This is a genomic window from Polaribacter haliotis, assembly GCF_014784055.1.
Taxonomy (GTDB): Bacteria; Bacteroidota; Bacteroidia; order Flavobacteriales; family Flavobacteriaceae; genus Polaribacter; species Polaribacter haliotis.
This window is the reverse complement of the sequence record NZ_CP061813.1, coordinates 988,746-1,001,814: the sequence shown is the minus strand read 5'-3', so window position 1 is coordinate 1,001,814 and position 13,069 is coordinate 988,746. Positions and strand designations below refer to the sequence as shown.

Annotated in this window: 11 protein-coding genes; 2 read left to right on the top strand and 9 right to left on the bottom strand. The window is 29.7% G+C overall.

The window, feature by feature from the left end; genetic code table 11:
* Nucleotides 1–79: 79 nt before the first annotated feature.
* The 3 genes from H9I45_RS04155 to H9I45_RS04145 all read right to left on the bottom strand — a co-directional run bounded on the left by H9I45_RS04155 (nt 80) and on the right by H9I45_RS04145 (nt 4,365).
* A complete protein-coding gene (locus tag H9I45_RS04155; protein WP_088355177.1) occupies nt 80–1,633 on the bottom strand; it encodes a hypothetical protein in 1,554 nt (517 codons plus the stop codon).
* 5 nt (nt 1,634–1,638) lie between these two features.
* A complete protein-coding gene (locus H9I45_RS04150) occupies nt 1,639–3,231 on the bottom strand; it encodes a peptide chain release factor 3 (RefSeq protein ID WP_088355176.1) in 1,593 nt (530 codons plus the stop codon).
* A 432-nt stretch (nt 3,232–3,663) separates the two neighbouring features.
* Nucleotides 3,664–4,365: a peptidylprolyl isomerase gene (locus H9I45_RS04145; RefSeq protein ID WP_088355175.1), complete on the bottom strand. Its 702-nt coding sequence runs from the start codon at nt 4,363–4,365 to the stop codon at nt 3,664–3,666.
* Nucleotides 4,366–4,484: 119 nt separating this feature from the next.
* On the opposite strand from H9I45_RS04145, the gene idi reads away from it, so the two are divergent.
* Together idi and H9I45_RS04135 are read left to right on the top strand one after the other, a co-directional pair.
* A complete protein-coding gene (idi, locus tag H9I45_RS04140; RefSeq protein WP_088355174.1) occupies nt 4,485–5,003 on the top strand; it encodes an isopentenyl-diphosphate Delta-isomerase in 519 nt (172 codons plus the stop codon).
* Nucleotides 4,996–5,406 carry a 6-pyruvoyl trahydropterin synthase family protein gene (locus H9I45_RS04135; RefSeq protein WP_088355173.1) on the top strand — a complete coding sequence of 137 codons (411 nt, stop codon included), beginning with the start codon at nt 4,996–4,998 and terminating at the stop codon, nt 5,404–5,406. Before idi ends, H9I45_RS04135 begins: the two co-directional genes overlap by 8 nt.
* Nucleotides 5,407–5,482: 76 nt before the next feature.
* On the opposite strand, the gene H9I45_RS04130 is transcribed toward H9I45_RS04135, so the two are convergent.
* The 6 genes from H9I45_RS04130 to H9I45_RS04105 all read right to left on the bottom strand — a co-directional run bounded on the left by H9I45_RS04130 (nt 5,483) and on the right by H9I45_RS04105 (nt 13,046).
* Nucleotides 5,483–7,696: a M1 family metallopeptidase gene (locus H9I45_RS04130; RefSeq protein ID WP_088355172.1), complete on the bottom strand. Its 2,214-nt coding sequence runs from the start codon at nt 7,694–7,696 to the stop codon at nt 5,483–5,485.
* 142 nt (nt 7,697–7,838) lie between these two features.
* The gene (locus tag H9I45_RS04125) at nt 7,839–9,971 is read right to left on the bottom strand and encodes a M1 family metallopeptidase (RefSeq protein WP_088355171.1); all 2,133 of its coding nucleotides are present in this window, start codon (nt 9,969–9,971) and stop codon (nt 7,839–7,841) included.
* Nucleotides 9,972–10,003: 32 nt separating this feature from the next.
* The gene (locus H9I45_RS04120; RefSeq protein WP_088355170.1) at nt 10,004–10,501 is read right to left on the bottom strand and encodes a DUF6702 family protein; all 498 of its coding nucleotides are present in this window, start codon (nt 10,499–10,501) and stop codon (nt 10,004–10,006) included.
* 30 nt (nt 10,502–10,531) lie between these two features.
* Nucleotides 10,532–11,338, bottom strand: a complete 807-nt coding sequence (locus H9I45_RS04115; protein WP_088355169.1) for a peptidase associated/transthyretin-like domain-containing protein — start codon at nt 11,336–11,338, stop codon at nt 10,532–10,534.
* Nucleotides 11,339–11,430: 92 nt separating this feature from the next.
* Nucleotides 11,431–12,228: a carboxypeptidase-like regulatory domain-containing protein gene (locus tag H9I45_RS04110; RefSeq protein WP_088355168.1), complete on the bottom strand. Its 798-nt coding sequence runs from the start codon at nt 12,226–12,228 to the stop codon at nt 11,431–11,433.
* 38 nt (nt 12,229–12,266) lie between these two features.
* A complete protein-coding gene (locus H9I45_RS04105; RefSeq protein WP_088355167.1) occupies nt 12,267–13,046 on the bottom strand; it encodes a BamP family beta-assembly machinery protein in 780 nt (259 codons plus the stop codon).
* Nucleotides 13,047–13,069 lie beyond the last annotated feature (23 nt).

Genomic DNA, 13,069 nt, shown 5'->3' with positions numbered 1-13,069 from the left:
GTCGAGAGGTCATTTATAATAGTTCTCGACTGCGCTCGAACTGACATTTATTTATATTCTGAAATAAATTCAGAAATATTTATTTTTTTGCATTTAAAATTGAGAAACCATATGTTAATCCAATGTTTATGTTTGATGAGTTTACATTTCCAAAAGGAGACCACATTTGTCCGCCTGAAGCATGAAAAGATAGATCATTATTTACATGATAATTAATTCCTGCAGTTGGTCTAATAAGAACTCCTTCACCAGAATCTACTCTTCCTCCACCAGCAACACCTGCTGCTGCTTCAGCAAATAAAGAAACTTTATCATTTAAAAATTTATTACTTTTAATACCCAATCCAAAGATTCCATGAGCATAACCACCAGATTTTCCTTCATAGGCGAAAGAAGCTTCACCAGCTATGTAAAATCTTTTATTTAAATCATATTGTACTTTTAAAGCAATTAACTGTAAATCGCTCGCAGGAATTCCGAATTTGGCAACATCGAAATACGTTTGATTCTCTACATTTATTCGTAAACCTTGTGTGTTAATTTCTGTAACAGCCTCGCCTGTAAAAGGATCTTTTGTTCCACCACTTAATCCATAATATTTTATACTAAAACCTGCAGTATATGCTTCAAAACTAGCAATTCCTTTAATAGATTTATGATATCCTGCATGTCCACTTAAACCAAATCTATCTGTAATTCTTATATCTGCACCAACATTAGGATACACAGTTAAACCACCTTCTGGAAAAATTCTTCCACCTGCAGCTCCAATACCGAGTTTCCCAAAAAGATTAATTCTATTTGTTAATTTTAGGTTTTTTCCTGCTCCAAAAAACACATCCATAAAACCTGCAGTTAAACCACTATACATTGCATCTACATGTGCATAAATAAAAGTTGTGGGAGTTAAGTATCGTTGATATTCAAAACCTAAAACAGATAAAGTATGGTCAATTGGCTTGTATATTGGTGTAGTGCTTGCATCTGTTCTGGAGTTTCCTCTAGGAAAAAAGTAATCGAATGTAATTTGTTGTACACTTTTTACAGCGGGTTTACTATTATTGCTAACAGTAAAGGATTTATTAGCATCTTCGTAAGAAGCAACTCTTAAGGTTGTTGGAATTTCTACAAAGAAAGAAATATTACTGTCTTTCTGTATTCCTGTAAAGAAATTCATATAACCATATTGTACACCAAAAGAAAAATCGTTTTTTTTGTATTGTAATCCTATGTTTGGGTAAATGATTCCACCACCATTAACTAAAGAACGATATCCTCCTCCTCCTCCAAAATGGACATTTGCATCAAAATATAAGTTTTTATAAATTGGTGTGTTTACTCCTAAAGTTACACCTAGAGTAAATAAACCTCCCTGATCTCCTGTTAACGCTCCATGAAATCCGGCTCCTGTATACAACCAATCGTTTAAGGGAATTAAATAGTTTAAACCGAAAAAACCCATTTTGGGTTCTAGACCATAACTTACTTGGTCAGTTGGCTGTTCTATTAAAATATAGTTTAGTCTTATTTTATTATTTAGTTCTTTTACTTTTAGTGAAGAAAAAGACCCATTAGTTTGAGAAAAAGCTTGAAAACTAATGATTGTTATAATTAATAGAATTACTTTTTTCATCGGGTTTATTTTTTGAATTCACTTGTAGTATGCAACTTTACACTTGGGTATTTACTTTGCGTCATTTGCATCGTAAAAGCAGAATCTGCTAAAAAGACTAATTGTCCTTCTTTATCTTTGGCTAAATAACGTTGTTTTACTCGCTTAAAATCTTTAAATTCTTCGTTTTTTGGGTCTGTTGGTTCTACCCAACAAGCTTTGTGTACGCTTAAATTTTCATACGTACATTTTGCACCATATTCGTGTTCTAATCGATATTGAATTACCTCAAATTGAAGTGCTCCAACAGTACCAACGACTCTTCGTCCATTCATTTCTAAAATGAACAATTGTGCAACACCTTCATCCATTAATTGATCTAAACCTTTGTACAATTGTTTAGATTTCATTGGATCTGCATTGTTCACATAACGAAAATGTTCTGGAGAAAAACTTGGAATTCCTCTAAAATTCAACTCTTCGCCTTCTGTTAAAGTATCTCCGATTTTAAAATTTCCTGTATCGTGAATTCCTACAATATCTCCAGGAAAAGACTCATCTACAATTTCTTTTTTCTCAGCAAAAAACGCATTCGGACTCGAAAATTTTACTTTTTTACCATTTCTAACATGTAAATATGGAGAGTTTCTTTTAAAAACTCCAGAAACTACTTTTATAAATGCCAATCTGTCTCTATGTTTAGGGTCCATATTTGCATGGATTTTAAACACGAAACCAGTCATTTTTTGCTCTTTAGAATCTACCAAACGCTCTTCTGCTTTCTTTGGTTGTGGAGAAGGAGCAATTTGTATAAATGCGTCCAATAATTCTTTAACCCCGAAATTATTTAATGCAGATCCAAAAAATACAGGTTGTAATTCTCCTTTTAAATATTCTTCTTGATTGAATGGAGGATATACTTCATCTATCAATTCTACTTCTTCTCGTAAAGTATCTGCTGCTTTTTTGCCAACTGCTTTATCCAATTCTGGATTTGAAAGATCATCGAATTCAACACCTTCTGAAACGGTTTGCTTTTTATCTCCAGCAAATAAGTTTAATTTTTTCTCCCAAATATTATAGATTCCTTTAAAATCATAACCCATTCCAATAGGAAAACTCATAGGGGTTACTCGCAAACCTAGTTTTTGTTCAACTTCATCTAATAAATCGAAGGCATCTTTACCTTCTCTATCTAATTTATTGATAAAAACCAACATTGGTATGCTTCGCATTCTACAAACTTCTACTAACTTTTCGGTTTGTGGCTCCACACCTTTTGCAACATCAATAACCACAATAACGCTATCTACAGCTGTTAGAGTTCTAAAAGTATCTTCTGCAAAATCTTTATGCCCAGGAGTATCTAAAATGTTTATTTTCTTGTCTTTGTAAATGAAAGCTAATACAGAAGTTGCTACAGAAATTCCACGCTGACGCTCAATTTCCATAAAATCGGAAGTGGCTCCTTTTTTTATTTTATTGTTTTTTACTGCTCCAGCTTCTTGAATTGCGCCTCCAAAAAGTAATAATTTTTCTGTTAGTGTAGTTTTCCCTGCATCTGGATGCGAAATGATACCAAATGTTCTTCTACGTGCTATTTCTTTTAAAAAACTCATCTACAAATTTTGAGGTGCAAAGATAGGCTTTATTCTATAATTTTTATAATGAAATTGGTAGGATAAGAAGGACGATTTTATAGAAAAGATTAAGACACAGATTTCAAGGATTTCACAGATTATTACGCAGAGATTCGCAGAGTAAAGACCGAGTTTCACAGAGTTTTTATTCAAATTTTAAATAAAAAAATATTTTAGTACATGACAAAAAATACTTTTTATCAAATAAAAACACGTTATAATCTCTCTGTAAAGACCTCACAGGTTTTAAAAACCTGTGAGGTCTACCAAAATATTTAAAGGTAATGTACTGATATTGAACTTTTTATTTCGTAACAACTAATTTTTGTCATGTATTTAGAAAAAGAAATAAATTTCACAAATTCCTCAAACTAATTTGTGAAAATCTGTGAAATCTGCTTCAAAAAATAATCACTCCAAAATCTCAATCGTCATTTTAATATCTTCTTCTGGCCACTCATCAACCCCAACTTTAACTTTAGAAATTTTATCCATAGTATCGAAACCAGAAATTACTTCACCAAAAACGGTATGTTCCTTATTTAAATGATGTGCTCCATTTCTATTATGTACCATATAAAACTCGAAAGGATTGGATAATTTATTCGGATTGTCTTCCCAATCTCTTGCAGCTGCTAATGCACCGTATTTATGTTTTCTATGATTTTTAAATTCTGGTTTTATACGATAGTTTCCATATAACCGTCTTTGTTTTAGTGTATATGTTTCATCGGAATTTCCTCCTTGAATAACAAAGTTTTTTGCGACTCTGTAAATTTCGGTTGTATTAAAATATTTTAATTTAGTTAGAAAAATAAAATTGGCTCTATGGATTGGAACATCGTTATACAACCTTAGTTTAATATTGCCGAATTTGGTTTTTATAATTACTTTGTTTTCTTTGTTTAATTTCCCATATTCTGTAAAAAAAGCTTCTACATTATCTTTGTTTAGGCTGTCCCAACGTTTTTCGACTTTTTTTTCTAAAACTTTTTTTATTTTTTTCTTAGTTATTGAAGTTTCATCCGTTTTTTCGTCTATTTTTTTTTCGCTTTTACATTGATAAAAGGAAAGCAAAAAAATGACTAAAAAAAGTTTGATAAAAATTTTCATAAAAATATCGCTTTTGAGCTTTCAAAGATAAATCATCAAAATAAAAGAATAGAAAAATTTGATTGGTTTTATTTAATTTTTGTGGATTATTGAAACATCATTCCTTATTTTTGTAAGATATGAAAGAACAAGTAATTTTAGTAGATACAAACGATCAACCAATTGGTTTGATGGAGAAAATTGAAGCGCATGAAAAAGCATTATTGCATAGAGCGTTTTCTGTATTTGTTTTTAATGAAAAAGGGGAGTTAATGTTGCAACAAAGAGCAGCAACTAAATATCATTCGCCTTTGTTGTGGACAAATACTTGTTGTTCGCACCAAAGAGATGGAGAAAGTAATTTAGAAGCAGGTAGAAGAAGATTGCAAGAAGAAATGGGTTTTACAACAGGTTTAAAAGAAGTGTTTTCTTTTATTTATAAAGCTCCTTTCGATAATGGATTAACAGAACACGAATTAGACCATGTAATGGTTGGTAAGTTTGAAGATGCTCCAAATATTAATAAAGAGGAAGTTGAAGATTATAAATGGATGACCTTAGATGCTGTAAAAAAAGATATGGAAGATAATCCTGAAATTTACACAGAGTGGTTTAAAATAATTTTTGATAAATCTTACGAAAAACTTACAAATGCCTAGAGTTACTGTTCATAGAAAAGCACATTTTAATGCTGCACATAGATTGTATAGAAAAGATTGGAGTGATGAGAAAAACTTTAAAATCTTTAATAAATGTAGCAACCCTAATTTTCACGGCCATAACTACGAATTAATCGTTTCTTTAACTGGAGAAATTGATAAAAAAACGGGTTATGTTTTTGATTTGGGTATTTTAAAAGATTATATAAAGTCGGAAATTGAAGATGCTTTTGATCATAAAAATTTAAATGTAGAAGTACCTGAGTTTAAAGATTTAAACCCAACTGCAGAGAATATCTCTGTTGTTATTTATAATAAACTAAGAAGGTTAATACCAAAAGATTTAGAGTTAGAAATTACGTTGTATGAAACGCCACGTAATTTTGTTACTTATTCAGGTTAATTTATTTTCAAGTTTACATAAAAAAGCCTCCTTTTGATATTTCAAAAGGAGGCTTTTACTATTTTAATGAGAAATTTTAATTCTTCATTTTTTCTTTTACTTTATCAAACTTATCACCTTCTTTTTTAGGCCAGTTGTTGTTTGAAGTATCTACATCTGCAGTTTCGAAATCTGGATCTACAACAATACTTGTAATTTCTTGTGTAGAAGCAAAGACTCTTGTTACTTTCGTGTCATCTCTCATCCATATTTGAGCTGGGAAAGTTTCTCTTTTTGTACTACCATCTGCATACGTTAATTCAACAATAATTGGCATTACTAAACCTCCTGGCTTTTCGAATTCTACTGAATATATATAAGAAGGTACAGCTTTACCATCTACATATTTATTCATTGCATCTGGTTTTGCATCTTCTTTTTTATCAGTAATATATACTAAATCTCCTAATCCATCGAAATATGCTTTTGCTCTTGGATTTGAAGCAATAATATTTTTAATTCTTTCTCCTGGTTTATCAGTTAAATACAAAGGTTTTACTTTACTAATTCCAATGTCAGTAACATCTGTAGTATAGAACCATCCTCTAAAGAACCAATCTAAATCCATACCAGAAGCATCTTGCATTGTTCTAAAGAAATCTTCTGGAGTTGGGTGTTTAAACATCCATCTTTGAGAATATGTTCTAAATGCATAATCAAATAATTCTGGTCCCATAATTGTTTTTCTTAACATATATAAACCAGCTGCTGGTTTAGAGTATGCATTTGGTCCGAATTGTTTAACGTAATCTCCTTGAGACATAATAGGAGAGATGTTAGATTGATCTCCACCCATATATCGTGTAATATCTTTAGCTGGGTTTGAAGCAAATAATTCTGCATCATATACATCTTCTGCTAAAATTTCTACGAAAGAGTTTAAACCTTCGTCCATCCAAGTCCATTGTCTTTCATCAGAATTTACAATCATTGGAAAGAAGTTATGTCCAACCTCGTGCACAATTACACCAATCATTCCTTTTTTAGTTCTATCTGAATATGTTCCATCTGGATTTGGTCTTCCAAAGTTGAAACAAATCATTGGATATTCCATTCCTTGTCTTTCTGAATGTACAGAAACTGCTTTTGGATAAGGATAATCGAAAGTTAATTTAGAATATTCGATTAATGTGGTTGCAATTGCTCTTGTAGAATGCTCTTCCCATAAAGGATTTCCTTCTTTAGGATATAAAGAAGTAGCCATAACAGTTTTTCCATTAATATTTACAGCCATTGCATCCCAAATATATTTTCTTGAAGTTGCAAAAGCATAATCCCTAACATTATTAGCTTTAAATTTCCATGTTTTTGTTTTGGTAGCTCTTCCTTTTTCGTTTTTTTCAGCTTCAGCTTGTGTAACGATTATTACAGGATTGTCGAATGATTTTCTTGCTCTTTCGAAACGTTTTCTTTGCTCTCTAGATAAAACTTCTTTTTCGTTTTGTAAAGAACCTGTAGCTTCTACAATATGATCTGCAGGAACAGTTAAATTTACTTCGTAATCTCCAAATTCTAAAGCGAATTCACTTCGTCCCCAGAATTGCATATTTTGCCATCCTTCTACATTATTATAAACAGCTAATCTTGGGAAAAACTGTGCAATTGTGTAGTTGTTATTTCCATCAGGAAAAGTTTCTAATCCAGAACGTCCACCATCTTTATTGATGTCGTTAATTTTATAATTCCATTTAATTCTGAATTTGAATTTTTCTCCAGATTGTAATGGTGTAGACAAGTTAATTCTCATCATTGTTCTGTTAATGGTATGAGATAATGGTCTTCCATCCGATTCTACAAGTTCTATATTATAACCAAAACCTTTCTTAGAATCCATATATGTATTCTTGAAATTGTCTGGAGTAATAAATGCAGAAGCTCCTGTAGATTTAGCTAATGGAGTTTTAGAATCGTCTGCTCTCATATTTTGGTCTAATTGAACCCATAAATATTCTAAAGCATCTTTAGAGTTATTGTGATAAGTAATGTTCTCATCTCCATAGATTTTATTTGCACTTTCGTCTAAACGAATGTCCATTTTATAATCTACTTTCTGCTGTGTGTATTGGTGTCCTGGAGCTCCAGACGCAGCATGTTGGTCATTTGGGGTTGCCATAACATCTTTCATCTGTCTGAATTTGTTTTGGTCTGTGTGCCCTTGTTGAGTCTTCTTCTCGTCCTTTTTAGTTTCTTGTGCAATCGCAGTAAAACTAATAAAGAAAAGAGAAAATACTAATAATGATAGTTTTTTCATATTGGTAAGTTTGTTTTTTAAATGGGGTCTAAATTAAGGATATATCAACAATTTATTGGTAAATGTTAAAAATTTAACAAATCTTTATCAATAAAAAAGCAATGCTAAATTGCATTGCTTTTAAATTTATTTTGAAAGAAACTTAATTTTTAAGCTTACTTTTAAATTTTTCAAACTTATCTTTTTGTTGTTTTGGGAAACTGTTATTAGATAAATCTACATCTGCAGTTTCTAAATCTGGGTCTACTACAATTTTAGTTAACTGTTTATTTGAATGGATTGCTTTTGTAACCATTTCATCATTATATCTCCAAATTTCTGCTGGATACATTTTTTTCTCAGTTGAGCCATCTTCATAAGTATATTCTACAATAATTGGCATAACTAAACCTCCTGGTTTATTAAATGTAACTTCATAAAAATATTTAGATTTTGCATTTTTTGGTTTGCTAATCTTTAAACCTTTGCTTTTATCTTCTACAAAATTAATGGTTTCATTATTTTCATCTTCTGCATAAAATTTTCTTACTTCAGCGATACCAATATCTGTTACATCTGTTGTGTAAAACCAACCTCTCCAAAACCAATCTAAGTCTACACCAGAAGCATCTTCCATTGTTCTAAAGAAGTCTGCTGGAGTTGGGTGTTTAAATTTCCAACGTTTCGAATATGTTTTAAAAGCATGGTCGAATAATTCTTTACCCATAATTGTTTCACGTAACATCCATAAACCTGTTGCTGGTTTACCATAAGCATTGTTACCAAAACTATATACATTATCTCCTTTAGACATAATTGGCGCAATTCTAGATTGATCTCCACTCATATAACCTACAATGTTTTTTGGGTAACCTCTTACTATTGGAAAGTTTTCGTCGTAATCTTTTTCTGCTAACATTTCCATAAAAGAGTTTAAACCTTCGTCCATCCAAGTCCATTGTCTCTCGTCTGAATTTACAATCATTGGGAAAAAGTTGTGTCCAACTTCGTGGATAGTAACTTTTATCATTCTATATTTTACTCTGTCTGAATAACCTCCATCAGGTAAATCTGGTCTTCCAGGATTGAAACAAATTTGTGGATATTCCATACCCATTTGTCCATCTACAGAAATTGCTTTGTGATAAGGATAATCAAAAGTAAAGTTAGAATATGTTTTTAGAGTTTGTGCAACTGCTCTTGTAGAATGATCTCCATATAAAGGATTTGCTTCCTTAGAGTATAAAGATTCAGCCATTACAGTTTTACCATTAATATCTACAGCCATTGCATCAAAAATGAATTTTCTAGAACTTGCAAATGCATAATCTCTTACGTTTTCTGCATAAAATTTCCAAGTTTTCGTCTTTTTTGAACGACTTTTTTCAATTTTTTCTGCTTCTTCTTGAGTTCTAATAATTACAGGATTATCAAAAGATTTTCTAGCTTCTTCTATTCTTTTTAATTCTGTTTTAGAAAACACCTCTTTTGGATTTTGTAATACACCTGTTGCACCTAACATATGGTCTTCTGGAGTTGTAATATTTACGTTAAAATCGCCAAACTCTAAAGCAAACTCACTTCTTCCCCAAAATTGGTCATTTTGCCAACCTTCTACATTATCATACACACACATTCTTGGGTAAAATTGTGCGATTACATAGTTGTTATTTCCATTTTCTGTAAAGTGTTCATAACCAGATCTTCCACCTTGTGTTCTGTGGTTGTTAATGTTATACCACCATTTTATTTTAAATTGAAATTTTTCACCAGAAGCTAGTGGCTCATTTAAATTTATACGCATCATTGTTTGGTTTATTGTGTGCGATAAATTACTACCATTCATATTTGTAACACTTTCTAGTTTAAAACCACCATCGAAAGGATCATCTAAATAAGCTTTATTGAATCTTGTTTTGGACGTTTTACCTGGAATTTTACTAGACTGAATATCTGGAGTTTTAGAATCAGAGGCTCTCATATTCTGGTCTAATTGTACCCATAAATATTCTAAGCTGTCATCTGAATTATTGTGATAAGTTATAGTTTCATTTCCGTAAATTCTAGTGTTTTCGTCATCTAACACAATATCCATATCATAATCTACTTTTTGCTGGGTATATTTAATACCAGGTGCACCAGAAGCTGTTCTTTGTAAATTTGGAGTGGGCAATAATTCTTGTAATTGTCGAAATTTATTCTGGTTATTGTGCCCTTGTTTGGTAGGACTTTCTTGTGCGAAAGAAATACTTGAAATAAAAAGACACGAAAGTATTAGAAGACCTAATTTTTTCATAAAAAGTGTTTTAATTATAGTTAGTAAATAGATTAATAGTTTAAAATTGCTAATGTTTCTTCTTTTGATAATAAAACACTTTTGTTTTTATTACCAACTTTAGATTTTACCAAGTTTTGTTGTTCTGGAAAATGATTGATTAATATTTTATTGGAAACTTCAATTTTAGAAACCTCTGTAATATTTTCGATTTCTAAGTAAAAGAAAACCAAATCGCCTTCGTATTCTTTTCCAATATAATTAAATTTTTGAATTTTATTATCAACTTTAAATTCAAGTTTATCTTTTAAATATTTTTCGAAATAAACATCGTTATTTTTAAGCTCTTTTTTGGTAGTAAGTTGTAAATCGATTTTATAATCTTTATTTAAAGCAGTTTCTATATCATCCATAAAAACATTGATAATAATTTGTAGTGACTTTGCTTCACTTTTATATTTTATTTGAGTTAAACTCAAGTAATATTTGTGAGCAGAGAAGGAGAGAAGTGGAATAAATACTAAAAGTAGTAGTGTTTTTTTAAATTTCATAATTCTATTAAAGACAACTATCGAGCCAAATTATTCTTTATTTATTATTTTTAAATACGATTTACTTTCTCTTTGAAAAATTTTAATAACATCTAATGTTTTTCCATTTTTATATAGTTTTTCCACACCTAAAGGATTGCAATATTCTAAAAAATGAAAATAGTTTTCAACAGGAATTTTTAATTTATCGAAAAAGAATTTTTCACCTAATTCCGACATGATTTTATATGGAAATTCTTTTTTAATAGCCAATTCTTTTCTTAAAGCCCAAAGTCTTTCCGAATATTTAAATGGAATAACAGCTTTAGCACCAACTCCCGCAAATTTCATGGTTGGGTCTGTGTCATTTAAAGGTGGTTTTACATTTTTATCTATATGATCTGAATCTTCTACAACTCGCATATCTACCTTAGAAAAATCCATGGTTTCTCTTAAAAGAGAATCTCTTTTATTTGTTGGAACACTCTTAGAATCGATACCTAACCTACCAGATAAATTGTGTCTTTTCAATTCGAATTCATCTAAAACAACCGTATTAAATTTTACTCGGATGTTAATTTTTTTTTGATCGATATTTTCCTCATTTACAATTACAACTTTTGTGATGTGTTGTACAGAAGAAACTCTTAGAGAATCACCTTCCTTTACAAAAATTCTGAACTCACCATCATCTGAAGTAAAAGTACCTTGGTTCGTTTTTAAATTTATAACATTGGCATTTCTTACTGTACTTAAAGAGTCCGTAACTTTACCATTAACAATAAATCTTCTTTGTTGAGAAAAAGAAATAATAGTGAAAAAACAAAATAGCGATGTAAAAAGTAATTTTTTAAGCATTTATTATAGTTTGGTATATTACAAATTTCGGTATTTGAATTATTAAATTTATAAATTTCCCTGATAAATTGCTGTTAAAATAATTTTTAATTTCATTCTTTTTTTAGCAATTTTAAATAAGGCACACTTTCTTCTTTTAAAATTGCAATAATTTTTATGATTTCTTTCTCTTTATATAGTTCGAAAATGTTTTTATAAGAGCAATAGGTTATAAAATGATAATAAGAATCTTTTGGTATTTTTAATTCTTCAAAGAAAAAATAGTCGCCAAATTCTTTTAAAATTTTATCTGGTATTTTTTTATTTTCTTCTAATTCTTTTTTCAGAGGATCTTTTTTTATACTTCCACCTCCAAAACGTGGACCAAAACCTTCAAAATAATTGGGTAATCTTACGACTGTAGGTTTAGATAAATGGATTTCGTCTAATTTTAACGGCATTTTAGAAATAGCATTATAATCGATTTTTTTAATTTCAGAAACTAGTTTTTGCACCAAAGCTGCTTTTTTATCTTTTGGAACATTTTTTAAGTCTGTAGATAAAAATCCTGATAAATTATGACGTTTTAAAGTGAATTCTTTTAAACTATAGATTTCTTTTTCAAGAGAAATAAAGTTTATTTTTTCTCGAAAATGGAACTTTTCCACTTTTATTATTTTGGTTTTAAAACCTATCGAAGAAATTTGTAAGCTATCATTTTCTGATGTTAAAATTTTAAAAGTACCAGTTTCATTAGAAAAAGTACCTCTTTTAGTTTTTAAGTTGATAATATGTGCGTTTTTTACAACATTCGAAGAATCTAAAATTTTCCCATAGAATAACGTTTTATTTTGTTGAGAAAAACAGTTAAAAGAAATGATTATAAAAAGGATGGGTAAAGTTCTTTTCATATTTTGTTTTTCGAAATATTTTACACATAATAAAAAAATTAATTTTTCGATAGAATATTTTCTTCTGGTTTTAATTTTTGGGGATAAATTTTACTTTGGTTGATTAAAAATTGAATAAATTGAATTTTATTTCTCTTTTTATAAATGAATAATATATTTTTTTCTAGACAATAATTTAGAAAAAGATTGATGTTTTCTTTTCGTATTTTTAAATCTGTAACAAAAAAATCGTCAGTTAAAGACTTTCTAATTTTAGAAAGTTGTTCGTCTTCAGCTGTCATTTTTTTTAAAAGTTTGGCTCTTTTATTATTACCATTTAAACTATTAATTAAATTATCTACACTAAGAACTCCACCAGATTTAAAGGAAACAATGCTATTGTCTTTCTGTTTTTTTGTATTTGCATAAGGAAGGTTTAAAGATTTTGCGTCTACATGAACACTGTATTGCATAATGTCTTTATCTACATAAAAAATACTTCTTGCCTTTTGTAGAGTTATCTCCTTTAATTCTACAGTTTTTTCTGTTAGTTTTATTACTAAATTCTCTTCAGAAATATTCTTTTCTGTAATTAATAAATACCTTTTATTAAAGTTCAAATGAGAAAAAGACAAGCTATCTCCAACTTTTACAGGAATTTCAAATAAACCAATTTCATTTGTAATGGTTCCATTAGAACTTTTTAGGTTTATTACATGAACATCAGAAATTGGCACACTATCTAAAACTACTTTACCAATAATTAATAAGTCTTTATTTTGACTAAGAATGGTCTTAGAAATTATGATTAATAAAAAGAACAACAGTTGTTTTTGCATGATTACAAAGAAAAGTGCGATTG

What these genes read in the sequence shown, in the direction of transcription:
- H9I45_RS04155 (WP_088355177.1), bottom strand. Translation starts at nt 1,633, where the DNA reads ATGAAAAAAGTAATTCTATTAATTATAACAATCATTAGTTTTCAAGCT.
- H9I45_RS04150 (WP_088355176.1), bottom strand. Translation starts at nt 3,231, where the DNA reads ATGAGTTTTTTAAAAGAAATAGCACGTAGAAGAACATTTGGTATCATT.
- H9I45_RS04145 (WP_088355175.1), bottom strand. Translation starts at nt 4,365, where the DNA reads ATGAAAATTTTTATCAAACTTTTTTTAGTCATTTTTTTGCTTTCCTTT.
- idi (WP_088355174.1), top strand. Translation starts at nt 4,485, where the DNA reads ATGAAAGAACAAGTAATTTTAGTAGATACAAACGATCAACCAATTGGT.
- H9I45_RS04135 (WP_088355173.1), top strand. Translation starts at nt 4,996, where the DNA reads ATGCCTAGAGTTACTGTTCATAGAAAAGCACATTTTAATGCTGCACAT.
- H9I45_RS04130 (WP_088355172.1), bottom strand. Translation starts at nt 7,696, where the DNA reads ATGAAAAAACTATCATTATTAGTATTTTCTCTTTTCTTTATTAGTTTT.
- H9I45_RS04125 (WP_088355171.1), bottom strand. Translation starts at nt 9,971, where the DNA reads ATGAAAAAATTAGGTCTTCTAATACTTTCGTGTCTTTTTATTTCAAGT.
- H9I45_RS04120 (WP_088355170.1), bottom strand. Translation starts at nt 10,501, where the DNA reads ATGAAATTTAAAAAAACACTACTACTTTTAGTATTTATTCCACTTCTC.
- H9I45_RS04115 (WP_088355169.1), bottom strand. Translation starts at nt 11,338, where the DNA reads ATGCTTAAAAAATTACTTTTTACATCGCTATTTTGTTTTTTCACTATT.
- H9I45_RS04110 (WP_088355168.1), bottom strand. Translation starts at nt 12,228, where the DNA reads ATGAAAAGAACTTTACCCATCCTTTTTATAATCATTTCTTTTAACTGT.
- H9I45_RS04105 (WP_088355167.1), bottom strand. Translation starts at nt 13,046, where the DNA reads ATGCAAAAACAACTGTTGTTCTTTTTATTAATCATAATTTCTAAGACC.